The 21421-nt window shown below is 73.9% G+C and carries 23 protein-coding genes and 1 riboswitch; of the genes, 14 read left to right on the top strand and 9 right to left on the bottom strand.

Annotation, left to right across the window (positions count from 1 at the left end):
- The first annotated feature begins 92 nt into the window (after positions 1-92).
- Both RMN56_RS18725 and RMN56_RS18720 read left to right on the top strand, forming a co-directional pair.
- Positions 93-1976 (top strand): beta-N-acetylhexosaminidase, encoded by a 1884-nt coding sequence (locus RMN56_RS18725; protein ID WP_376787200.1) that lies wholly within the window; start codon positions 93-95, stop codon positions 1974-1976.
- Positions 1977-2829: 853 nt separating this feature from the next.
- Positions 2830-3483, top strand: coding sequence for a C39 family peptidase (locus RMN56_RS18720; protein ID WP_313718744.1), 654 nt, complete (start codon positions 2830-2832; stop codon positions 3481-3483).
- A gap of 59 nt (positions 3484-3542) precedes the next feature.
- Here the strand turns inward: RMN56_RS18720 and dusB are convergent, their stop codons facing one another.
- Positions 3543-4715: a tRNA dihydrouridine synthase DusB gene (dusB, locus tag RMN56_RS18715; RefSeq protein WP_313718742.1), complete on the bottom strand. Its 1173-nt coding sequence runs from the start codon at positions 4713-4715 to the stop codon at positions 3543-3545.
- 178 nt (positions 4716-4893) lie between these two features.
- Between dusB and RMN56_RS18710 the strand changes: the two genes are divergently transcribed.
- The gene (locus tag RMN56_RS18710; protein WP_313718741.1) at positions 4894-5868 is read left to right on the top strand and encodes a hypothetical protein; all 975 of its coding nucleotides are present in this window, start codon (positions 4894-4896) and stop codon (positions 5866-5868) included.
- Positions 5869-5922: 54 nt separating this feature from the next.
- Here RMN56_RS18710 and RMN56_RS18705 read toward each other — a convergent pair whose 3' ends face one another.
- The 3 genes from RMN56_RS18705 to RMN56_RS18695 all read right to left on the bottom strand — a co-directional run bounded on the left by RMN56_RS18705 (position 5923) and on the right by RMN56_RS18695 (position 8394).
- Positions 5923-7302, bottom strand: a complete 1380-nt coding sequence (locus tag RMN56_RS18705; RefSeq protein WP_313718740.1) for a glycine--tRNA ligase — start codon at positions 7300-7302, stop codon at positions 5923-5925.
- A 113-nt stretch (positions 7303-7415) separates the two neighbouring features.
- Entirely contained in the window at positions 7416-7910 is a 495-nt protein-coding gene (locus RMN56_RS18700; protein WP_313724787.1) for an Rv0361 family membrane protein, read from the bottom strand.
- A 142-nt stretch (positions 7911-8052) separates the two neighbouring features.
- Complete coding sequence (locus tag RMN56_RS18695; RefSeq protein WP_262282083.1) at positions 8053-8394, bottom strand: antibiotic biosynthesis monooxygenase family protein; 342 nt, start codon at positions 8392-8394, stop codon at positions 8053-8055.
- Between the two features lie 27 nt (positions 8395-8421).
- Here RMN56_RS18695 and RMN56_RS18690 point away from each other — a divergent pair, with 27 nt between their 5' ends.
- The 8 genes from RMN56_RS18690 (at position 8422) to RMN56_RS18655 (ending at position 12884) form a co-directional block, all read left to right on the top strand.
- Positions 8422-8679: a DUF6703 family protein gene (locus RMN56_RS18690; protein WP_262282082.1), complete on the top strand. Its 258-nt coding sequence runs from the start codon at positions 8422-8424 to the stop codon at positions 8677-8679.
- Between the two features lie 70 nt (positions 8680-8749).
- Positions 8750-9688, top strand: coding sequence for a metal ABC transporter substrate-binding protein (locus tag RMN56_RS18685; RefSeq protein ID WP_313718738.1), 939 nt, complete (start codon positions 8750-8752; stop codon positions 9686-9688).
- Positions 9685-10446, top strand: a complete 762-nt coding sequence (locus RMN56_RS18680) for a metal ABC transporter ATP-binding protein (RefSeq protein WP_313718736.1) — start codon at positions 9685-9687, stop codon at positions 10444-10446. The genes RMN56_RS18685 and RMN56_RS18680 overlap by 4 nt, the downstream gene beginning before the upstream one ends.
- On the top strand, positions 10446-11318 hold the full coding sequence (locus RMN56_RS18675; protein ID WP_313718734.1) for a metal ABC transporter permease: 873 nt from the start codon (positions 10446-10448) through the stop codon (positions 11316-11318). Before RMN56_RS18680 ends, RMN56_RS18675 begins: the two co-directional genes overlap by 1 nt.
- Positions 11319-11361: 43 nt before the next feature.
- Positions 11362-11664, top strand: coding sequence for an ArsR/SmtB family transcription factor (locus tag RMN56_RS18670; RefSeq protein ID WP_262282078.1), 303 nt, complete (start codon positions 11362-11364; stop codon positions 11662-11664).
- The gene (locus tag RMN56_RS18665; RefSeq protein WP_151465202.1) at positions 11661-12053 is read left to right on the top strand and encodes a Fur family transcriptional regulator; all 393 of its coding nucleotides are present in this window, start codon (positions 11661-11663) and stop codon (positions 12051-12053) included. The genes RMN56_RS18670 and RMN56_RS18665 overlap by 4 nt, the downstream gene beginning before the upstream one ends.
- A 48-nt stretch (positions 12054-12101) precedes the next feature.
- Positions 12102-12707 (top strand): hypothetical protein, encoded by a 606-nt coding sequence (locus RMN56_RS18660; protein ID WP_313718732.1) that lies wholly within the window; start codon positions 12102-12104, stop codon positions 12705-12707.
- 9 nt (positions 12708-12716) lie between these two features.
- A complete protein-coding gene (locus RMN56_RS18655; RefSeq protein ID WP_167537054.1) occupies positions 12717-12884 on the top strand; it encodes a hypothetical protein in 168 nt (55 codons plus the stop codon).
- Between the two features lie 58 nt (positions 12885-12942).
- Here the strand turns inward: RMN56_RS18655 and RMN56_RS18650 are convergent, their stop codons facing one another.
- From RMN56_RS18650 to RMN56_RS18630, 5 genes are all read right to left on the bottom strand, one after another.
- Complete coding sequence (locus RMN56_RS18650) at positions 12943-14982, bottom strand: acyl-CoA dehydrogenase family protein (protein ID WP_376787199.1); 2040 nt, start codon at positions 14980-14982, stop codon at positions 12943-12945.
- Between the two features lie 117 nt (positions 14983-15099).
- Positions 15100-15603 (bottom strand): DUF6328 family protein, encoded by a 504-nt coding sequence (locus RMN56_RS18645; protein WP_313718731.1) that lies wholly within the window; start codon positions 15601-15603, stop codon positions 15100-15102.
- Between the two features lie 89 nt (positions 15604-15692).
- Positions 15693-16436, bottom strand: coding sequence for a sugar isomerase domain-containing protein (locus RMN56_RS18640; protein ID WP_313718730.1), 744 nt, complete (start codon positions 16434-16436; stop codon positions 15693-15695).
- Positions 16437-16518: 82 nt separating this feature from the next.
- Complete coding sequence (locus RMN56_RS18635; RefSeq protein WP_313718728.1) at positions 16519-17325, bottom strand: AAC(3) family N-acetyltransferase; 807 nt, start codon at positions 17323-17325, stop codon at positions 16519-16521.
- The gene (locus tag RMN56_RS18630) at positions 17322-18146 is read right to left on the bottom strand and encodes an alpha/beta fold hydrolase (protein WP_313718726.1); all 825 of its coding nucleotides are present in this window, start codon (positions 18144-18146) and stop codon (positions 17322-17324) included. Before RMN56_RS18630 ends, RMN56_RS18635 begins: the two co-directional genes overlap by 4 nt.
- A 77-nt stretch (positions 18147-18223) precedes the next feature.
- Positions 18224-18330, top strand: a riboswitch (TPP riboswitch).
- A 74-nt stretch (positions 18331-18404) separates the two neighbouring features.
- On the opposite strand from RMN56_RS18630, the gene RMN56_RS18625 reads away from it, so the two are divergent.
- The 3 genes from RMN56_RS18625 (at position 18405) to RMN56_RS18615 (ending at position 21407) form a co-directional block, all read left to right on the top strand.
- A complete protein-coding gene (locus tag RMN56_RS18625; RefSeq protein ID WP_313718724.1) occupies positions 18405-18995 on the top strand; it encodes an ECF transporter S component in 591 nt (196 codons plus the stop codon).
- Between the two features lie 110 nt (positions 18996-19105).
- Complete coding sequence (locus RMN56_RS18620) at positions 19106-20521, top strand: ABC transporter ATP-binding protein (RefSeq protein ID WP_313718722.1); 1416 nt, start codon at positions 19106-19108, stop codon at positions 20519-20521.
- An 85-nt stretch (positions 20522-20606) separates the two neighbouring features.
- Positions 20607-21407 carry an energy-coupling factor transporter transmembrane component T family protein gene (locus RMN56_RS18615; protein WP_313718721.1) on the top strand — a complete coding sequence of 267 codons (801 nt, stop codon included), beginning with the start codon at positions 20607-20609 and terminating at the stop codon, positions 21405-21407.
- The last annotated feature ends 14 nt before the right edge of the window (positions 21408-21421 follow it).

The raw sequence follows: 21421 nt of genomic DNA, 5'->3' as shown, positions 1-21421 counted from the left end.
AATTCCGATTTCCCTCGTACTCTTGACGGCACTGGTTTTGCTGAACCTCACCTTTGCCATATCCCGGCCAAATACACCCCGGAGTCGTCGCCGTGCCGACCATCCCCACCACCCCCGCCGAGAGCGGTCCCGAGCCGCTCGACCGCCTCCCCGGCCGCGAGCCGCTCGACCGCCTCCCCGGCCGGCAGCCGGCCGCCGCCGAACTGGCCCGCACCGCCGCCCGGCGAGCCGGCGACCTGCTCGCCCCGCCCGCACCGGTCCGCCTCGGCGACGTGGTGCCCGCCCCGGAGCAGGTGCTTCCCGACCCGGCCGCCGACTTCACGCTGTCCCCCGGGACGGCGATCCGGGTCAGCGCGGGCGGCCGGGACGTCGCCGTGCAGCTGGCCGAGTGGCTCCGACCCGCCACCGGCTTCCCCCTGCCGGTCGCCGACAGCCCCGCGGCCGACGGTTCGTCGGCGGCCGACGGGCTGCTCGTGCTGACGCTGTCGGAGACGGCGCCTGCCGACCCGCCGTCGGTCGACGCGACGGCGTCCGTCGACGCGGCCGCTCCCGTCGAGGTGGCGGGCGTGGCCGGCGCCGGAGGCGCGGCCGGTGCAGCCGGTGCAGCCGGCGCAGCCGGCGCTGCGGGCGCTGCCGGCGCGGCCGGTGGCGACGGTGCGGCCGGCGCGGCCAGCGAGCTGGGTGACGAGGGCTATCGGCTCGACGTGACCGCGTCCGGCGTGCGGATCATCGCCGCCACCGCCGCCGGGCTGTTCCACGGCGCGCAGACGCTGCGGCAGCTCCTGCCCGCCGCCATCGACGGCACCGCCCCGGTCACCGAGCGCTGGGCGGTGCCCGGCGGCAGCATCGTCGACCGACCGCGCTTCCCCTACCGCGGGGCGATGCTCGACGTGGCCCGCCACTTCTTCCCCGTCGAGGACGTGCTGCGGGTCGTCGACCACCTGGCCCGGTACAAGCTCAACCACCTGCACCTGCACCTCACCGACGACCAGGGCTGGCGGATCGCCGTCGACTCCTGGCCCCGGCTCGCCGAGGTCGGCGGCGCCACCGAGGTGGGCGGCGGCCCCGGCGGCTACTACACGCAGGCCGACTACCGGCGCATCGTCGCGTACGCGGCCCGCCGCCACGTCACCGTCGTGCCGGAGATCGACCTGCCGGGGCACACCAACGCGGCCCTCGTCGCCTACCCGGAGCTGACGCCCGGCAAGGTCGCACCCCCGCCGTACACCGGCACCGAGGTCGGCTTCAGCTACGTCGATCCCGCCGACGAGCGGACGTACGCCTTCGTCGCCGACGTGGTCGGCGAGGTGGCCGCCCTGACCCCCGGCCCCTGGCTGCACCTGGGCGGCGACGAGGCGTTCAAGGTGCCGGCCGACACCTACCGCGCCTTCGTCGAGCGGGCGCAGACCCTGGTCGCGGCGACCGGGAAGACCGTGGTCGGCTGGCACCAGCTCGCCCCGGCCGGGCACGTCGACGGGCGGGTGCTCCAGTGGTGGGGCACCAACGGCGACGACCCCGAGACCGCCGAGGCGGTACGCCGGGGCGCCCGCCTCATCCTCTCCCCCGGCAACCGCGTCTACCTGGACATGAAGTACGCCGCCGACACCCCGATCGGGCACGACTGGGCGGGCCTCATCGACGTGCGCCGCGCGTACGACTGGGATCCGGGGACGCACCTCACCGGCGTACCGGCCGAGGCGGTGCTGGGCGTCGAGGCGCCGCTCTGGACGGAGTCGGTCACCACCCTCGCCGAGGTGGAGTTCATGCTCTTCCCGCGCCTGCCCGCCGTCGCCGAACTCGGCTGGTCGCCCCGCTCGACGCACGACTGGGCCGGGTTCCGCGAGCGGCTCGCCGCGCACGGCCCACGCTGGGCCGCCGCCGGCATCACCTTCCACCCCTCCCCCGACGTCCCGTGGCCCACGCCGGCCGCCGTCCCCACCCAACCGACCCGCGACACCACGGCCGACACCCACTGAACCTGCCCTCCCGCGGCCGACAGGGCTCGTCCCGCGCAACGCCGAGAGGCGCCCTGGGCCAGCACCTGGCGGGCGCTTCGGTGATCATGAGGTTGACTGGTTGATTTGTCCCGTTTCAGGGCAGCCAACTTCATGATCACCGACGGGGGCGTCGGGTCTGGGTGCGCTTGTTGCGCCTCTGGCGACAACACACGCACCCAGAGGGGTGGGTCAGGGAATCGCACTGGGGCCGGGCGGTGGTGTCCAGTGGTGCCCGCCTGTTGGTCAGTGGCGGCCTGGGGTGAATGTCTGGTTCCTGGTGGGCCGCTTGAAGCCCCGGTGTCCGGTTTCGGCCGGTGCCGTCGGGGTGGTCGGCGCCACCGTCAGGCCGGAATCATGGCGGGGCCGGGGTCGTTGAACATGGCAGACCGCGCAGCACCCCGCCCCCGGGCGAGGCGACCGCCGGTCGGAATGACCGGCCCCCACCGGTCGTTACATCCCCCGGACCATGCAGGTCCGAGCCGGTCGAGCCGGAGGGAATGACCTCCCGGCCCCGGTCGTTACACCCCCCGGACCGCGCACCACCGGTCCGAGCCGGTGAGCCAGGGAATGACGCCCGGCCCCCGGTCGTTACATCCCCCGGACCGCGCACCACCGGTCCCAGCCGGTCAGCCGGGGAATCACCCCCGGGCCCCGGTCGTTACATCCCCCGGGACGTCGGATCAGGGTCGAGGGAATCACCCCGCGCCGCCGACGGTTACATCCCCGGTCCGCCCGAGCAGGTCACCCCCGATCGCCGGGCACCCCGAAGACTTTCCAGCGGCACCCGCACCCCCTGCGTGTGCTGCTCACCCCCGACAGAGAGGCACTCATCATGCGTACCGATCTGCTGCGTAAGACCGTTCTGACCGCTGCCGGCTTCGCCGCCACCGCCGGTGGGATCGCCGGCCCCGCGATCGCCGCGCAGGCCACGCCGGCCGAGAAGGCCGCCACCCAGGTCAGCACCGACCGTAAGGGTCACGGCGAGCGGGAGCTGGACGTCCGCTACGAGGCCCAGCCGAACTTCTACTACTGCGGCCCCGCCGCTGCCCGTAACGCCATCTCGGTGCTCGGCAAGAACATCGACGTCGACGCCATGGCCAAGGAGATGGGCACCACCGAGAACGGCACCAACAGCATCAACGACATCACCCCGGTGCTGAACAAGGAGACCGGCAAGCACTACCGGTCGGTGGAGATCCGCGACGGTAAGGCCGACGACAAGCAGACCGACACCCTGCGCGCCGACATCGTGCGCACCGTCGACGACGGCCGGGCCGTGGTCGCCAACATCGCCGGCACCGCCACCGACACCGACGGCAACACCCACTCCTTCGAGGGTGGCCACTACATCAGCGTCGTGGGCTACCGCGACAACGGGAAGATCGTGACCATCGCGGACTCGGCCGACCCGAACATGGCCTCCTACCGGATGAGCGTGGACAACCTGGCCGACTGGATCGCCACCCGCGGCTACTCGGCCTCCTGACAACCAGCAACACGCGAAAGGGCCCGACCCCACCGAGGGGTCGGGCCCTTTTTCGCGCGTCAGCCGCCGGAGTCGTCCAGCTCGGCGCCGTCCGGCGGGGTGTCGTCGTCCCGGCTGGCCAGCCACCCGTCGGGGAGGGCGACCTTGCCCGGGGAGTTGGTCCGGCCGCGCGGCTGGCCCAGCGTCTCCACGGGGAACGGCACGGCCGGGTCGAGCTTGCCGAGCAGGTCGTCGAGCTGGGCCAGGCTCTCGATCATCGCGAGCGAGCGCCGCAGCTCGCTGCCGACCGGGAAGCCCTTGAGGTACCAGGCGACGTGCTTGCGGAAGTCGGTGCAGCCGTCGCGCTCGCCCCGGGCCGGGTTGCGGGCGCCGGCCACGAACTGGTCGACGAGCAGCTCGGCGTGCCGGCGCATGGTGGCCGCCACCTCGCCGAGGTTCGGCAGCCGCCGCTCGGCGCGGCCGTTGAAGGCGGCCTCCAGGTCGGCGAAGAGCCAGGGCCGGCCCAGGCACCCCCGCCCGATCACGACGCCGTCGACGCCGGTGTGGGCGACCATCCGCAGGGCGTCGTCGGCCTCCCAGATGTCGCCGTTGCCGAGCACCGGCACGTCGAGCGCCTGCTTGAGGGTGGCGATGGCGTCCCAGTCGGCGGTGCCCGAGTAGCGCTGTGCGGCCGTACGCCCGTGCAGGGCGACCGCGGCGACGCCGGCGTCCTGGGCGGCGAGGCCGGCCTCGACGTACGTCAGGTGGTCGTCGTCGATGCCCTTGCGCATCTTGACGGTGACCGGCACCCCGGCGGGCGACGCGGCGGCCACCGCGGCCCGGACCAGCCGGGCGAAGAGCCGGCGCCGCCACGGCAGGGCCGACCCGCCGCCGCGCCGGGTGACCTTGGGGACCGGGCAGCCGAAGTTCAGGTCGATGTGGTCGGCGAGGTTCCGCTCGACCACGATCCGCACGGCGGCGGCGGTGATCTCCGGGTCGGTGCCGTAGAGCTGGAGGCTGCGCGGGTGCTCGTCCGCGCCGAAGGCGATCATGCGGAGCGTCTTCGGGTTGCGCTCGACGAGCGCCCGCGTGGTGATCATCTCGCAGACGTAGATGCCGCCGCCCTGCTCCCGGCAGAGCCGGCGGAAGCCGACGTTGGTGATCCCGGCCATGGGCGCGAGCACCACGGGCGGCCACACCTCGTGCGGGCCGAGGGTGAGCGGGCGCAGCGCGGGCAGGGTCGGGGCGGTCACCGCCCAAGTGTAAGGAGGGGCCCCCTATTAACGCCTTCTGCATAGCAGGGGCCCCCTATTAACAGGGCGCATATCACAGGGCGCGGCGGCGGGATGGGTTGTGCACAGGGATTCGGGCCATCCACAGGTTGGGGTGGGGGGAGGGCCTGAGGGGGTTCCGTCGGGGGGAGGGTGCGGCATGGTCACCTTTTCGCCCGAGTGGGAAGAGACGGCTCACCGCCAGCAGCAGATCCTCACCCGGGCCCAGTTGCTGGGCGCCGGGTTCGACGACATGTTCCTCTATCGCCAAACCCGCCGCGGGGTGTGGCAACGGGTCCTGCCCGCGACGTACGGCCTGTTCAGCGGGGTGCTGACCGATGAGCAGCGACGAATCTCGGCCGCTCTCTACGCGGGGGCGGAGGCCCAGCTGACGGGCCTGGCCGCGCTGGCGTGGTACGGCTTCCGCGACAGCCCGCGGACCGATGCCGTACACCTGATCGTGCCCCATCACGCACGCCGGAAGTCATCCGGTCACGCGGTGATCGCCCGGGCGCTGACCTTGGACGCGAAGGCCCGGAAGACGAACCTCTACCCGGTCTGCTCGCCGGCTCGGGCCGTGGTCGACGCCGCCCGGGATCTCCGCCAGCTCCGACCGGTACGCGCCCTGGTCGCCGAGGCCGTCCAACGCGGTTTCACCGACCTCGCCGCCCTCGACGAGGAGATTCGGCGAGCAAGGCGGAGCCGCACGGCGTTGATCAGGAAGGCCTTCGCAGAGGTCACCGCCGGTACGCGCTCGGCACCGGAGGCCGAGCTGCGCGACTGCCTGTCCGACAGCCCGCTGCTGCCGGAGGTGCTCTGGAATCCGCGGCTGGTCACGGCCGAGGGCCGATCGCTTCCCACCCCCGACGCCTACGTAGGTGAGGCGGCGGTGGCGCTGGAGGTGGACTCGCAGGAGTACCACTTCCGCCCGGAGGACTGGGCACGCACCCTCGACCGGCACAACGAGCTGAGCCGTCTCGGCATCCTGATCCTGCACTTCACGCCGGCCCAGATCCGCCGCGAACCGGCGCGGGTTCGGCGGACGGTCGAGGATGCGTACGCGTCGCGCCGCGGACTGGCCGCCACCGTGGGAGTGCGCGCCGAGCCACGCCCTCAATCGGGATCGGGGCGTTAAGAAGGGGCCCCTTCTCTACCGGAAGCGTTAAGAAGGGGCCCCTCCTTTCAAGCGTCAGCAGCCGGGCAGGCGCTCGATCAGGTAGCGCTCGACCTGGTCCAGGGAGATGCGCTCCTGGGTCATGGTGTCCCGGTTCCGCACCGTCACCGCGTTGTCGTTGAGGGTGTCGAAGTCGACGGTCACGCAGAACGGGGTGCCGATCTCGTCCTGCCGGCGGTAGCGGCGGCCGATGGCCTGCGAGTCGTCGAACTCGACCACCCAGCGCTTGCGCAGGTCGGTGGCGAGCTGCTTCGCCTTCGGCGAGAGCGCCTCGTTGCGGGACAGCGGCAGCACCGCCACCTTGACCGGGGCGAGCCGCGGGTCGAAGCGCATGACGGTGCGCTTGTCCACGCCGCCCTTGGTGTTCGGGGCCTCGTCCTCGTCGTACGCCTCGAGCAGGAACGCCAGCACCGCGCGGGTGAGGCCGGCGGCCGGCTCGATCACGTAGGGCATCCAGCGCTCGCCCTTGGTCTGGTCGAAGTACGACAGGTCGACGCCGGAGTGCTTGCTGTGCGTCGACAGGTCGAAGTCGGTGCGGTTGGCGATGCCCTCCAGTTCGGCGAACTCGGTGCCGCCGAACTGGAACCGGTACTCGATGTCGACGGTGCGCTTCGAGTAGTGGGAGAGCTTCTCCTTGGGGTGCTCGTAGAAGCGCAGGTTGTCCGCGGAGAGGCCCAGGTCGAGGTACCAGTTCCAGCGCTCGGAGAGCCAGTACTCGTGCCACTGCTCATCGGTGCCCGGCTCGACGAAGAACTCCATCTCCATCTGCTCGAACTCGCGGGTCCGGAAGATGAAGTTGCCCGGGGTGATCTCGTTGCGGAACGACTTGCCGGTCTGCGCGATGCCGAACGGCGGCTTCTTGCGGGCGACCGTCTCCACGTTCTTGTAGTTGACGAAGATGCCCTGGGCGGTCTCCGGGCGCAGGTAGTGCAGGCCCTCGTCGCTCTCCACCGGGCCCAGGTAGGTCTTCATGAGGCCGTTGAACATCTTCGGCTCGGTGAAGGTGCCCTTGTTGCCGCAGTTCGGGCAGTTCAGCTCGGTCAGCGAGGTCAGCGGCTTGCCGTGCTTGGCCTCGTACGCCTCTTCGAGGTGGTCGGCGCGGAACCGCTTGTGGCAGAACTGGCACTCGGTGAGCGGGTCGACGAACTCGGCGATGTGGCCGCTGGCCTCCCAGACCTTGCGGGCCAGGATGACCGCGGAGTCCAGGCCGACGACGTCGTCGCGCTGCTGGACCATGGTCTTCCACCACTGCCGGCGGACGTTCTCCTTGAGCTCGACGCCGAGCGGACCGTAGTCCCAGGCCGACCGGGTGCCCCCGTAGATCTCGCTGGAGGGGAAGACGAAGCCTCGGCGCTTGGCGAGGCTGACGACGGCGTCGATACGGTCGGCTGGCATGTTTCCTCCTACGCCGGCTGGCGGTCGGCGGGGGCGATGTGAGTGGAACCGGACGGTTCGGGACAACGGTACGACCACCGCGGTCCCGAGCCCAGCAGAATACCGGGGGCGGGTCAGCTCACCCCGCACACCTCCATGCCGCCCGTCTGCTGGTCGGGCGCCAGCGTGACGGTCTGCGCCTCCCGCCGGCCGCCGGCCAGGGTCACGTCCACCGGCACGGTCAGCGTGGCGGTGTCGACCTCGCCCACCCGGTAGCCGGAGACCTGGGGCTCGGTGGCCACCCGCTGCTCGAACTCCGCCCGGGACTCGCGCCGCCGGGCGTCGTCGCAGAGCTGGTCGTACGCCTTGGACCAGTCCTTGACGACGAGCGCCTGGTAGTAGTCGTCGGTGACCGCCCGGCCCTGCTCCTCGACGGCCTGCACGTTGCTCACGGCGAGCCCGACCACGGCCGCGCCGCCCCCGCCGCAGCAGAGCAGCACGGCGAGCGCGCCGACGCCGAGGCCGAGCCAGAGCCGGGCCCGGCCGCCCTCGGTGGGTGGCGCGGCGAACGGCGGGGCGACGCCGGGACCGGGCGGCGGCGCGGGGACGCCGGGCTCGCCCGGTGACACCGGCGGCAGCCCGGGCGGCGGCGCGGGAGCGCCGGGGTCGGCCGGGGGTCCCGGCACCGGCGGTGCGCCGGAGGGCACGGGCGGGGGTGGTGGGCCGGCCGGTCCGGGAGCGGTCATACGCGCCAGGGTAGTGCCCCCGACCTCAGCGGTAAGGACCTGCGGCCCGATCACTGGCCGCCACGACGATCTCGCCGTCCGGCGCGGCACTGGCCAGCGTCTCGTACGCCGAGGGCTCGTCCACCGAGCGGGCGAGCAGCGGCACCGCGGTGACCTTGACGTCGAACCCGCCGAGCGCCCGGCGGTACGCCCCGACCGACTCCCACTCGGTGAGTAGGCACCAGTGGGCCGGGTCGTCCAGCGCCCGGAGCAGGTCGCCGCGCAGGTAGCCCGGGCGGGCGGCGAGCGCGGTGAGCGCCGCGTGCGCCTGCCGGGTGAACTCGTCCGCCTCGTCGGCGTCCACCACGAACCGGTTGGTGACCAGCACCGGGTTCCTCCTCGTAGAGTCTGTGGCATGCAGCGTACGCAGACTCCCGTGCTGTCCCGGTTGGCCCGGCTCAACCCGACGACGGTGTTCCTGGCCGCGCTGGTCCTGGTGCTGGTGGGGCTGTTCGCGCCGGGGGCGGCGGGTGGGCTGCTGCTGCTGGCGCTGGCCGCGGGGCTGGTGTGGCTGATGACCGTGACCTGGCCGGTGCAGGCGCCGGCCACCCGGGTGCTGCGGCTGCTGATGCTGACCCTGCTGATCGCGATCGCGCTGGCGAAGCTGCTCTGAGGGTTGACCTGCGCAGACATGCAATCATGCGTTTTTGACAATCAATTTCGTTATCGCGGACAGTAGTGACATGACCGTCCGCTCAGCCCGCGCGCTCGCCGCCGCCACCGCCGCCCTCCTCACCCTGGGCGGCCTCGCCGCCTGCTCCTCCGGCGACGGCGGCGGGAGCGACCCGGACCGGGTGGACGTGGTGGCCGCCTTCTACCCCCTCCAGTTCCTCGCCGAGAAGATCGGCGGCGACGCGGTCGCGGTCACCAGCCTGGCCAAGCCCGGCGCCGAGCCGCACGACCTGGAACTCAACCCCCGGCAGGTGGGCCAGGTGGCCGACGCCGAGCTGATCGTCTACCTCGCCGGCTTCCAGCCGGCCGTGGACGAGGCGGTCGAGCAGAACGGCGGCAAGCGGGCGTTCGACGTGGCGGGCGTGCAGCCGCTGCTCGACGCCGCCGCGGGCGGGCACCAGCACGACGGTGAGGCCGGCCACGAGGAGGAGAGCGGCGGGAAGGACCCGCACCTCTGGCTGGACCCGACCCGGCTGGCCACCGTCGGCGACCGGCTCGCCGAGCGGCTCGGCAGGGTCGACCCGGACCGGGCCGCCGACTTCACCGCCCGGGCCGCGGCGCTGCGCACCGAGCTGACCGGGCTCGACGCCGACTACACCCGGGGCCTGGCCACCTGCCAGCGCCGGGAAATCGTGACCAGCCACACCGCCTTCGGCTACCTGGCCGAGCACTACCGGCTCGAACAGGTCGGCATCACCGGCCTCACCCCGGACGCCGAACCCTCCCCCCAGCGCCTCGTCGAGGTGGCGGAGGAGGCCCGGGAGCACGGTGCCACCACCATCTTCTTCGAGACGCTGGTCAGCCCCAAGGTCGCCGAGACCGTGGCCCGGGAGGTCGGGGCGACGACCGCCGTGCTCGACCCGATCGAGGGCCCGCCGGCCGACGGTGACTACCTCTCGGCGATGCGCGCCAACCTCCAGACCCTGCGGACCGCCTTGGACTGCTCATGACCGAACCCGTGATCCAGGTCGCACACGCCGCCGTCGGCTACGACGGCCGGGCCGTGCTGCGCGACGTCTCCCTGACCGTCACCGCCGGCGAGGTGGTCGCCGTGCTCGGCGCCAACGGCTCCGGCAAGTCGACCCTGATCCGCGCCGTGCTCGGCCTGGTGCCGCTGGGCGCCGGGTCGGTCACCCTCTTCGGCACGCCCCAGCGCCGCTTCCGGCAGTGGCACCGCATCGGGTACGTCCCGCAGCGGCTCGGCGCGGGCAGCGGCGTACCCGCCACGGTCGGCGAGGTGGTGGCGTCCGGGCGGCTGGCCCGCCGGGGTGTGCTGCGGCCGTCGCGGCGGGCCGACCGGGAGGCGGTCGCCGCGGCGCTGCGCGCGGTCGGGCTCGCCGACCGGGCCGGCGACCCGGTCGCCACGCTCTCCGGCGGCCAGCAGCAGCGCACCCTGATCGCCCGGGCCCTGGCCGGCCGGCCGGAACTGCTGGTGCTCGACGAGCCAACCGCCGGGGTGGACGCGGCCAGCCAGGAGGCGTTCGCCACCGCGCTGCGGGACTTCCGCGACGGCGGCGGCACCGTGCTGCTGGTCGCCCACGAGCTGGGGCCGCTGCGCCCGCTGATCGGCCGGGCCGTCGTCGTCCACCAGGGCACGATCTGCCACGACGGCGCGGTGCCGGAGCCCGCCGGGCACCACGCCGAGCCGGGCCACGACCACGTGCACCCGCACTGCGACGAAGAGCCCGCCGGGCTGTGGAGCATGTGATGGACCTCTTCCAGTACGACTTCATGCTGCGCGCCCTGGTCGGCGCGCTGGTCATCGGGCTGGCCGCCCCGGCGCTCGGCATCTACCTGGTGCAGCGCCGGCTGGCGCTGATCGGCGACGGCATCGGCCATGTGGCGCTCACCGGCGTCGGCGCCGGGCTGCTGCTCAACCGCTCCCCCGTGCTGGTCGCGGTCATCGCGGCCACGCTCGGCGCGATCGTGATCGAGCTGGTCCGCTCGCGCGGGCGCACCTCCGGGGACCTGGCCCTGGCGCTGCTGTTCTACGGGGGCATCGCCGGTGGCGTGATGCTGGTCGGGCTCTCCGACGCCGGCAGCGGCAAGCTCAACGCGTACCTCTTCGGGTCGCTGACCACGACGTCGCCGGGGGACCTGGTGACCATCCTGGTGCTCGGCGTGGCGATCCTGGTGACCATGCTGGCGCTGCGCCCGGCGCTCTTCGCGGTCTGCCACGACGAGGAGTACGCGCGGGTCTCCGGCCTGCCCGTGCGGGCCTTGAACCTGCTCCTCGCGGTCGGCACCGCGGTGACCGTCACCATCGCCATGCGGGCGGTCGGGGTGCTGCTGATCAGCGCGCTCATGGTGGTGCCGGTGGCCACCGCGCAGCAGGTGACCCGCGGCTTCCGGGCCACCATGACGGCGGCCATGGCGCTGGGGCTGTTCGCGGCCGGGGCCGGCGTCTGGGTGGCCGCCACCGCGGACACCGCGCCCGGCGCGTCGGTGGTGCTGCTGGCGATCGGCTCGTTCCTCGTGGTGGCGCTGCTCGCGGCCGGCTGGCGGGCGCTGCGCCGGCGGGCCCGCCCGGTTGCCGTGCCGGTGGTGGAGCCGCCGGAGCACGAGGTGGTACTGCGGTGAGGCCGTCCGGGCCGGCGCTGCTGGCATTGGTTACCGTTACGGGATGACGGTCACGAACGGGTACGACGCCTTCGAGGGCGCGGGTGACCTGCTGCGCGCGCTGTCGGCGCCGATCCGGCTGGCGATCGTCAGCGAACTGGCCGAGGGCGAGCGCTGCGTGCACGAGCTGGTGGAGAAGCTCGGCGCCCCGCAGCCGCTGGTCTCCCAGCACCTGCGGGTACTGCGCGGCGCCGGCGTGGTGCGCGGCTCGCGGCGCGGCCGGGAGATCGCGTACGCGCTGGTGGACGAGCACGTCGCGCACATCGTGGCGGACGCCGTGAGCCACGCCGGGGAGGGGCCGTCGTGACCGAGGGGGCACTGCGCAACACCCGCCAGCGGAGCGCGGTGAGCGCGCTCCTAGCCGAGGTCGACGGCTTCCACAGCGCCCAGGACCTGCACGCCATGCTGCGCCAGCGCGGCGAGCGGGTCGGCCTGACCACCGTCTACCGGACCCTGCAGGGGCTGGCCGACGCCGGTGAGATCGACGTGATGCGCCCGCCCGGCGGCGAGCACCTCTACCGGCGGTGCAGCGAGGGCCATCACCACCACCTGGTCTGCCGGGCCTGCGGCCGGACCGTGGAGGTGGCCGGCCCCGCCGTGGAGAGCTGGGCCGAGCGGGTCGCCGCCGAGCACGGGTACGCGCAGGTCAGCCACACCCTGGAGATCTTCGGCACCTGCCCGGCCTGCGCCGGCTGAGAAAACCGACCCGTGCCCGGACGGCCGGGCCGTGGCACGCTGTCCGGCGTGAAGATCTACGCCGACCGTTTTCCGACCGCCCTCCGTCAGCTCCTCACCGATCTGCTCGTGGTCGTCTGGGTGTACGCGGCGATCCGCTTCGCGCTCTGGCTGCACGACCTCGTCGAGAAGCTCGCCGTACCCGGACAGAAGCTGGAGGGGGCCGGCGGCGGACTCGCCGACAACCTGGCCGACGCCGGCGGCAAGGTCGGCCGGGTGCCGCTGGTCGGCGACGAGCTGACCGGCCCCTTCACCAAGGCCGCCGAGGCCGCCCGCGCGGTCGCCGAGGCCGGCCGGGACCAGCAGGAACTGGTCGGCCAGCTGGCCCTGGCGCTGACCATCGCGGTGCTGGTCTTCCCGCTCGGGCTGGTGCTGTTCGGCTGGCTGCCGCTGCGGGTGCGCTGGATGCGGCGGGCCGGCGCGGCGAAGGCCCTGGCCGCCGCCCCGGCCGGGCGGGACCTGCTCGCGCTGCGCGCGCTCGCCGGGCAGCCCCTCGCGAAGTTGCACCGGATCGGGCCGGACGTGGCCGAGGCGTGGCGCCGGGGCGACGACGGCACGGTCGACGCGCTCGCCGCGCTGGAGCTGCGCGGACTCGGGCTGCGCACCGGCCGGTAAGGTGTGCCGGTGCTGTACTTCCTGATCGTCGTCGCGGTCCTGCTGCTGATCTACGCGGGCGTCCTGGTGAGCTTCGTCCGCAAGGGCCGCCGGATCCCGCCGGCCGCGTACCTGGTCCTGGCCGGCCTGAACGGCCTGATCCTGGCCGGCGTGATCGCCTGGGCGGTCGCCCGCTGACCCGTGGTTAGGAGGGGCCCCCTGCTATACCGCAGGCGTTAACAAGGGGCCCCTCCTTTCATGCGGGCGGGATGCGGCGGCGAACGTCCTGCGCGGTGGACGGGCCCGGCTGCCAGCGCGATACCCAGGGCTGATCGGCCGGCGGGGTGACCACGCCCTCCTCGATCGAGGCGTAGCGGCCCGCGATGATCCGCTTCGCGGCGGCCACGTCCACCGAGTCGGTGTTCGACCACAGCCCGGTGAACAGCTCGTCCACGCGCAGCCGGGCCTGCCGGCAGAACAGGTCGGCCAGCTCGACGTTCTCCGGGTGCTCGGCGCGCTCGGCGACCGCCCGGACGCAGACCGCCGACATCGCGAACAGCTCCGCGCCGATGTCCACGACCCGGCCGAGGAACGCCTGCTTGCGCTCCATCTTCCCCTGCCAGCGGGACATTGCGTAGAAGGTGGACCGGGCCAGCTTGCGGGAGGTCCGCTCGACGTGCCGCAGGTGCCCGGCGAGCGGGCCGAACTCGTGGTAGGCCCCGGGCGCCTGGCCCTTGCCGACGGCCAGGGTGGGCAGCCACTTCGCGTAGAAGGCACCGGCCCGCGCGCCGGCCCGCGCCTTGCGGCCCAGCCCGGCGTCCGGGTCGATGATGTCGCCGGCCACCGAGAGGTGCGCGTCGACCGCCTCGCGGGCGATCAGCAGATGCATGATCTCGGTGGAGCCCTCGAAGATCCGGTTGATCCGCAGGTCGCGCAGGAGCTGCTCGACCGCCGCCGGCCGCTCGCCCCGCGCGGCCAGGGAGTCGGCCGTCTCGTAGCCGCGCCCGCCCCGGATCTGGATCAGCTCGTCGGCGATCTTCCAGGCCATCTCGCTGGCGTAGAGCTTCACCAGCGCGGCCTCGATGCGGATGTCGTTGCGGTCGTCGTCGGCGAGCAGGCAGCAGAGGTCGAGCATGGACTCCATGCCGTACGTGGTGGCGGCGATGAAGGCCAGCTTCTTGGCGACCGCCTCGTGCTCGCCGACCGGCCGGCCCCACTGGACCCGGTCGGCGGCCCACTCCCGGGCCACGTTCAACGCCCACTTGCCGGCGCCCACGCACATGGCCGGCAGCGAGAGCCGGCCGGTGTTCAACGTGGTCAGCGCGATCTTCAGGCCCTTGCCCTCGCCGCCGATCACGTTCTCCTTCGGCACGAAGACGTCGTGGAACCGGGTGAGGCTGTTCTCCAGGCCACGGAGCCCGATGAATTCGTTGCGCCGTTCGACGGTGATGCCCTCGCTGTCGCCCTCCACCACGAAGGCGGTGATGCCGCCGCGCCGCCCCTCCGCCGCCGGCACCCGGGCCATCACCACCAGCAGGGTGGCGACCGTGCCGTTGGTGGCCCAGAGCTTCACCCCGTTGAGGCGGTAGCCGGTGCCGTCCTCGGTCGGCTCGGCCGTGGTGGCGAGGCGGGCCGGGTCGGAGCCGACGTCCGGCTCGGTGAGCAGGAAGGCGGAGACCTCCCCGGCGGCCAGCCGGGGCAGGAAGCGCTCCTTCTGCTCGGGCGTGCCGAACATCTTCAGCGGCTGCGGCACGCCGATCGACTGGTGCGCGGAGAGCAGCGCGCCGATCGACGGGTTCACCGAGCCGGCCCGCATCAGCGCCCGGCAGTAGTGCAGGTTGCTCAGCCCGAGGCCGCCGTGCTTCCGGTCGATCTTCATGCCGAACGCGCCGAGCCGGGCCAGCCCGTGGAACACCTCGTCCGGGATGCGCGCGTCCCGCTCGATGGCCGCGCCGTCCACCTCGGAGTCCAGGTACGCCCCGAACGCCGCCAGGAACTCCTCGGCCCGCGCCGCCTCCGCCGGGTCGGTGCGGGGCCAGGGGTTGATCAGGTCGAGCTGGAAACGGCCGAGGAACAGTTCCTTGCCGAAGCTGGGCCGGTCCCAGGCCGACTCGCGGGCCGCCTCGGCGACCTGCCGGGCCTCCTTCTCGGAGACCTGGCCGGCCTCGGTCGGCAGCGGCCCGGCCCCGCCCGACGCGCCGGCCGGCGGCTGCGGAGGGTCGTCGATGGGCGCCACCCGCCCGGTCGGGCCGCTGTGTCCGGCGGGGTCGGGTCGGCTGTTCTGTGTCGTGGTCACGGCTGCCTCCTGGAGACCTCGGTCCGGCTGCGTCGACGTGCGACGAGAACGACGCTACCCCCGGGTGTTACCCAGGGGTAGCCTCGTGCGCACGTCCGATTTGGCAGGTCCGGGCGGTCAGTCGCCGGCCAGCGACCGCGGATCGTCGTCCTCGTCGTCGATGTCGTCGTCACCCCAGTTGCGCCGGGCGAACGGCAGGATCACCCAGAAGGTCAGGAACCAGAGCCCGGTGATCGTGCTGAGCAGGAACGCGATCGGGCGGTCCAGCACGAAGTCGGTGATCAGCAGGACCGCGCTGACCATCGAGATCAGCATGAAGCCGAGGCCGCCGCTGGCCATCCGGTGCGCGAACCGGACCAGTTCCGGCTTGCGGCCCTGGCGGAACAGCGCCCGGTGGAAGGCGACCGGCGAAATGATCATCGCGGTGGCCGCGGCGGCGGCCAGCAGCGCGACGATGTAGACGTCCCGCTGGAACTCGGTGGTCCGGGTGAAACCGTTGCTGAACGGCAGGGTCAGCAGGAAGGCGAACAGGATCTGCACCCCGGTCTGCGCCACCCGCAGCTCCTGGAGCAGATCGGCGAAGTTGCGCTGCCAGCGCTGCTTCTCGGTTTCCTTCGACACCCGCTACCTCCAGGGAAGACGGTACTGCCGGTGGGGGCCTCCCACCGGCAGCACAGCCTGTGCCCCGTCCGACCGAGCGCGAAACCGGTTCAGGATCCGCGGCGGATGCGGCCCGCGTACCGCGCCTCCAGCTCGGCGTTGTGCTCGTCGCCGCCGGTGATGTTGGCGGACAGGTAGACCGGGGGCTGCTCCCCCGCCGCGAGCAGCCGGGCGACCACCTCGGCGACGATCTGCTGCGCCAGCAGCGCGGCGGTGATCGACGAGACCGCGCCGACCGCGCCACCGCCGGGCAGCGGCAGGGTGGCGTCGCCGTACGGGGCGCCGTTGTCCAGCACGACGTCGGCGAAGTCGGCGAGCTTGCGCCCGGACGGGTGGCGGGACGTCATCCGGGCCGAGTGCTGCACCGACGTGATCGCCACCAGCCCGTGCCCGCGCTCCTTCACGATGGCGGCGAACTCGACCATCGCCCCGTTCACCCCCGAGTTGGAGGCGAGCACGAACACGTCCTGCGGCCGGACCGGAGCCAGCTCGTAGAGGCGGTGCGCCACGGCCGGCTCGCGTTCCAGCTTCGGGCCGAGCACGTCGGCCGGCTCGCCGCCGTGCAGCACCAGGTCGCGCAGCGCGATCCGGTTGGTGGGGACCAGCCCGCCGGCCCGGCCGGCGACCTCCATGGCGAGGGCCTCCGAGTGGCCGGTGCCGAACGCGTGCACCACCCCGTCGGCGCGCAGCGACGCGGTGATCAGATCCGCCGCCCGGGCCACGTTCTCCCGCTGGTCGGCGGCGACCCGGCCGATCGTCTCGGTCACGATCGCCAGGTACGCCTCGGCGCTCACGCCGCCGCCTCGCTTCGCTCCGCGGCGGCGCGAGGCGCCCCGCTGCTGAGCCGAATGGTTCGCTCGCTTCGCTCGCTCACGCTCATGCTTCCTCCGTCCCTCGGGGTCGGGCCAGCCACTCCACCGCGAAGTCGACCGCCGCCCGCTGCCTCATCAACCGGCCCGTCCCGTCGCCGACCGGCCCGAGCCGCACCGCGCCGGTGGCCTCCAGGTCGGCGCCGAGCCGGGCGAAACACTCCTCGTCCAGGCGCACGTCGTCCCACCACACCCACTCCCGGCCGCCGTCGGCGGTCAGCACGGCCGCGCCGCAGCGCTGCCGGGGCGGCGCCGGTTGCCGGTACTCCGCCAGGTGCAGGGACGTGTTGCTGCCGTGGTCCACGCCGAGCAGCAGCACGTCGGCGTCGAGGTCGTAGAGGCGGGCCAGCGGGGAGGCCTCACCCAGCATGTCGGCCCGCCCGTGGTCGGCGACGATCCCTGCGGCGGCCGGCCCGAGCGCGGCGAACGAGACGTACGGGTGGTCGCTGCGCAGCGCCCCCGGCCAGGTGCGGACCAGCTCGGCCAGCGCGCCCATGAAGCGGCTCGGCGTCACCGCCGGGTCGAAGCCGGGCATCCCGTCCCGGATCACCGGCCACCAGTCCGCCGGCACCGGCGGGTTGCTCCACTCGGCCGGGTCGCTGTTGTCCGGCGTGTGGGCGGGCACCACCACCGTGCCGGCCGGGCCGAGCACGTCGCGCAGGGCCAGCAGCACCGCCTCGGGGCCGCCGCAGAGGAAGCCCAGCGGGCGCAGGGAGGCGTGCACGAGCACGGTCCCGCCGGGGCGTACGCCGAGGTCGCGGAGCTGGGCGGCGAGCGACGCCCGGGTGTGCGGCCGGGCGGGGCTCGGTGTCATCGGCCGACGCGGGCGAGCACGGCCGCGGCCAGCGGGCCGGGCGCCTCGTCCGGGATCCAGTGGGTGACGCCGGGCAGCACCACGAAGCGGTAGTCGCCGGTGACGTGGGCGGCGCACGCCTCGGCGGCGGTGCGGCCGATCGCCACGTCCCCTTCGCTCCACACGAACGTCGTGGGCACACCCACCGGCCCGACGGCCTTCATGTCCGCTCCGGTCATGGCCCGGTACCAGTTCAGCGCCGCGGTCAGCGCGCCGGGCTCGCGCATCGGGTCGGCGTAGCGGGCCACCCGGTCGGCGTCGCCCACCCCGCCGAGCATCCGGCGCAGGGCCGCCGCGCGGAACGCCAGCAGCACCTTCTCCGCCTTGCCCGGCATGCGGAACAGCGCGATGTAGGACGAGCGGGCCTTCTGCCGCGGGTCGGTGGCGAGCGCGTGCCCCATGGCCGCCGGGTGCGGCACCGACACCGCCGTCAGCGTGCGGACCCGCTCCGGGTGCGCCGCCGCCAGGCCCCACGCCACGATCGCGCCCCAGTCGTGGCCGACCAGGTGCGCGGCGGTCACCCCGAGCGCGTCGAGCACGGCGGCCGCGTCGGCCACCAGCTCCGGGATCCGGTACGCCCCGACGTCCGCCGGCCGGGCGCCGGGCGAGTACCCGCGCTGGTCGAGCGCGTACGTGCGCAGCCCGGCGGCGTGCAGCGCGGGGGTCACCTCGTCCCACTCGCCGGCGTGCTGCGGAAAGCCGTGCAGCAGCAGGACGGGGTCACCGCCCTCGGGGCCGCCGGTGCGTACCTCGAACGTCAGCCCTCGCGCCTCGACCCGCATGATCGCCACCCTAACGGGCGATCGCCCTGCTGGGCCCGGGGCCGGGGTCGGTGCTAGCGTCTGCGACGAGACAACTTCACATCCGACAGGGGAGCGCACAGCGCTGAGAGTGCGGGCCGGTGCCCGCAGACCCTCGAACCTGATCTGGGTAATGCCAGCGCAGGGAGTTCGGTCGACCTCCAGCCGCGTCGCCGTCCGGTGACCACCGGGCGCGGCGTGCGTCTTCTCCTGGTTCCTCACCTGAACTGGGAGTCCGCCATGAACCACACCGACAGCAACCGCTGGCGCACCGTCGACATCGTCGTCGCCTCGGTGATCGCCGTCGCCTTCGGCGTCATCTTCTGGGCCTGGGGCCTGGTCTGGAGCGCCACGGACGCCGCCTTCGCCTTCTTCCCGCCCGCGCAGACGCTGATCTACGGCGTCTGGCTGGTGCCGGCCGTGCTCGGCGGCCTGGTCATCCGCAAGCCCGGTGCCTCGCTCTACTGCGAGCTGCTGGCGGCGGTCGTCTCCGCGCTGCTGGGCAGCCAGTGGGGCGGCATCGTCATCGTGCAGGGCCTGATGCAGGGCGTGGGCGCCGAGCTGGCCTTCGCGGCGTTCCGCTACCGCGCGTACCGGCTGCCGGTCGCCCTGCTGGCCGGCGCGCTGACCGGCCTGACCGCGGCGATCTTCGACTTCGTCTACTGGAACAAGGCCTACGACCTGGTCGACTACCGCCTGCCGTACGCCCTGCTGACCATCGTCAGCGCCACGGTGATCGCCGGCGCCGGCGCGTGGTTCCTCACCCGCGCCCTGGCCAACACGGGCGCCCTGGACCGCTTCCCCGCCGGCCGCGACCGAGCCCTGGTCTAACCACCACCCACCGAGACCGCGTTGATCAAGAGGTTTGCGTCGGCCGGACCGGTTCTCCTGACGCAAACCTCTTGATCAACCAAGCTGGGGCCGAGAGGGGAGGTGGGCGCGTGGGTGCCGTGGAACTGCGGGGGTTCGGGTGGCGGCACGCCGGGCGGAAGGGCTGGGCGGTGCGGGGGGTGGACCTGCGCGTCGAGGCCGGGGAACGGGTGTTGCTGCTCGGGGCGTCGGGGGCGGGCAAGAGCACGCTGCTTGCCGCGCTGGCCGGGCTGCTGCCCGAGGACTCCGGCGAGCAGGAGGGCACCGTCGAGATCGACGGGCTCGACCCGCGCAAGGCCCGGGAGCGGGTCGGCATCGTCTTCCAGGACCCGGAGACCCAGCTCGTGATGGCCCGCTGCGGCGACGACGTCGCGTTCGGGCTGGAGAACCGGGGGGTGCCGGCCGACGAGATCTGGCCCCGCGTGGACGAGGCGCTGCGCCGGGTCGGCTTCCCGTACGACCGGGACCGGCCCACCGCGGCGCTGAGCGGGGGCGAGCAGCAGCGGCTGGCGCTGGCCGGGACGCTCGCCCTGCGGCCGGGGCTCCTGCTGCTCGACGAGCCGACCGCCAACCTCGACCCGGCCGGCGCCGACCTGATCCGGCGGGCCGTCGCGGACGCCCTCGACCCGGACACCACGCTGATCCTCGTCGAGCACCGGGTCGCCGAGGCGCTGCCGCTGGTCGACCGGGTGGTCGTGCTGGAGCCCGGCGGCGGGGTACGCGCCGACGGGCCGCCCGAGGCGGTCTTCGCCGCGCACGGCGACGCCCTCGCCGCCGCCGGGGTCTGGGTGCCGGGCCGCACCGTGCCGCCCCGGCACGCCACCACCCCACCCGGGGAGGTGCTGCTCACCGCCGACCAGCTCGGCCTGCCGCCCCGGCTGGCCCCCACCGACCTTCGGGTACGCGCCGGCGAGGCGCTGGCCGTTCTCGGTCCCAACGGCGCCGGCAAGTCCACCCTGGCCCTGCTCCTCGGCGGCCTGCTCCGCCCCGGCACCGGTACGGTCACCGCCACCGCCGCCCTCGCCGGCCGGGACGCGCGCACTCCCCCGCACCGCTGGCGGGCGCCCGCCCTGGCCGGCCGGATCGGCTCGGTCTTCCAGGACCCGGAACACCAGTTCGTGACCGCCACCGTCCGCGACGAGCTGGCGCTGGGCCCGCGCCGCACCGGGCGGACCGAGGCGGCCGTGACGGCCACCGTGGACGCGCTGCTGGAGCGCCTGCGGCTGGACCGGCTGGCCGGCGCCAACCCGTACACCCTCTCGGGCGGGGAGGCGCGGCGGCTGAGCGTGGCGACGGCCCTGGCCACCGCGCCCCGCCTGCTGATCTGCGACGAACCCACCTTCGGCCAGGACCGGCGGACCTGGCGGGAACTGGTCGACCTGCTCGCCGACCTGCGCGACGCCGGCCACGGCGTCGTCGCCGTCACCCACGACGCGGACTTCGTCGCCGCGCTGGCCGACCGGACCGTCACCCTGGAGCGCCGATGACGCCCGCCGGCCCCCGACCGCCCCGGCGCTCCGGAGCGCCGATAACGTCCGCCGACCGCGACCGCACCGGTGTCCGGGAGCGCCGGTGATCAGCGTGGAGCCGGTCGCCGCGGCCGGGGCGCCGCTGGCGCGGCGCAACCCGGTGGCGAAGCTGGCCGCCGCGCTGGTCTTCACCCTGATCCTGGTGGCCACCCTCGACCCGGTGGCCCCGGCCATCGCGATCGCCGTCGAGCTGGCGGTGCTGCCGCTGTTCGGCGTCCGCTACCGGGTGCTCGCCCGGCGGGCCTGGCCGCTGCTGGCCGGCGCCGGCGGCATCCTGGTCACGCTGGTGCTCTTCGCCGCCGACCGCTCCGGCCGGGTGCTGGTCGAGGCCGGCCCGGTCCTGGTCACCGAGAGCGTGCTGGTCACCGCGCTGGGCCTGGTGCTGCGGATGCTCGCCGTGGCGCTGCCCGGGATCCTCGTCTTCGCGACCACCGACCCCACCGACCTGGCCGACGCGCTGATCCAGAACGCGAAGGCGCCCGCCCGGTTCGCCATCGGCGCGCTGGCCGCGTTCCGGCTGGTGCCGCTGCTGGAGGAGGAGTGGCGGATGATCAGCCTGGCCCGCCGGGCCCGGGGCGTGGACGCCGGCCGCAACCCGGTGGCCAAGCTGCGGCTGTTCGGGTCGACGGCGTTCGCGCTGCTGGTCGGGGCGATCCGGCGGGGCACCCGGCTGGCCGTCGCCATGGACGCCCGGGGCTTCGACGCCGGCACCCCGCGCACGGTCGCCCGGCGGCAGCGCTTCACCCGGGCGGACGCCCTGCTGGTCGCCGGCGCGGCGGTGGCCGCCGGTGCGGCGCTGACGGTCAGCGTGGTGCTCGGCACGTTCCGCCCGCTGATCGGCTGACCGGCGGCGGGCCG

This window comes from Micromonospora halotolerans, assembly GCF_032108445.1.
In the GTDB taxonomy this organism is placed as follows: domain Bacteria; phylum Actinomycetota; class Actinomycetes; order Mycobacteriales; family Micromonosporaceae; genus Micromonospora; species Micromonospora halotolerans.
The sequence above is the reverse complement of the archived record's forward strand: the minus strand, read 5'-3'. Positions and strand labels throughout refer to the sequence as shown.

Excerpts from the sequence above, each read along its gene's own strand:
- RMN56_RS18685 (WP_313718738.1), top strand. The coding sequence starts at position 8,750 with ATGACCGTCCGCTCAGCCCGCGCGCTCGCCGCCGCCACCGCCGCCCTC.
- RMN56_RS18635 (WP_313718728.1), bottom strand. The coding sequence starts at position 17,325 with ATGACACCGAGCCCCGCCCGGCCGCACACCCGGGCGTCGCTCGCCGCC.
- RMN56_RS18705 (WP_313718740.1), bottom strand. The coding sequence starts at position 7,302 with ATGCCAGCCGACCGTATCGACGCCGTCGTCAGCCTCGCCAAGCGCCGA.
- RMN56_RS18680 (WP_313718736.1), top strand. The coding sequence starts at position 9,685 with ATGACCGAACCCGTGATCCAGGTCGCACACGCCGCCGTCGGCTACGAC.
- RMN56_RS18670 (WP_262282078.1), top strand. The coding sequence starts at position 11,362 with ATGACGGTCACGAACGGGTACGACGCCTTCGAGGGCGCGGGTGACCTG.
- RMN56_RS18625 (WP_313718724.1), top strand. The coding sequence starts at position 18,405 with ATGAACCACACCGACAGCAACCGCTGGCGCACCGTCGACATCGTCGTC.
- RMN56_RS18630 (WP_313718726.1), bottom strand. The coding sequence starts at position 18,146 with ATGCGGGTCGAGGCGCGAGGGCTGACGTTCGAGGTACGCACCGGCGGC.
- RMN56_RS18690 (WP_262282082.1), top strand. The coding sequence starts at position 8,422 with ATGCAGCGTACGCAGACTCCCGTGCTGTCCCGGTTGGCCCGGCTCAAC.
- RMN56_RS18675 (WP_313718734.1), top strand. The coding sequence starts at position 10,446 with ATGGACCTCTTCCAGTACGACTTCATGCTGCGCGCCCTGGTCGGCGCG.
- RMN56_RS18720 (WP_313718744.1), top strand. The coding sequence starts at position 2,830 with ATGCGTACCGATCTGCTGCGTAAGACCGTTCTGACCGCTGCCGGCTTC.
- RMN56_RS18710 (WP_313718741.1), top strand. The coding sequence starts at position 4,894 with ATGGTCACCTTTTCGCCCGAGTGGGAAGAGACGGCTCACCGCCAGCAG.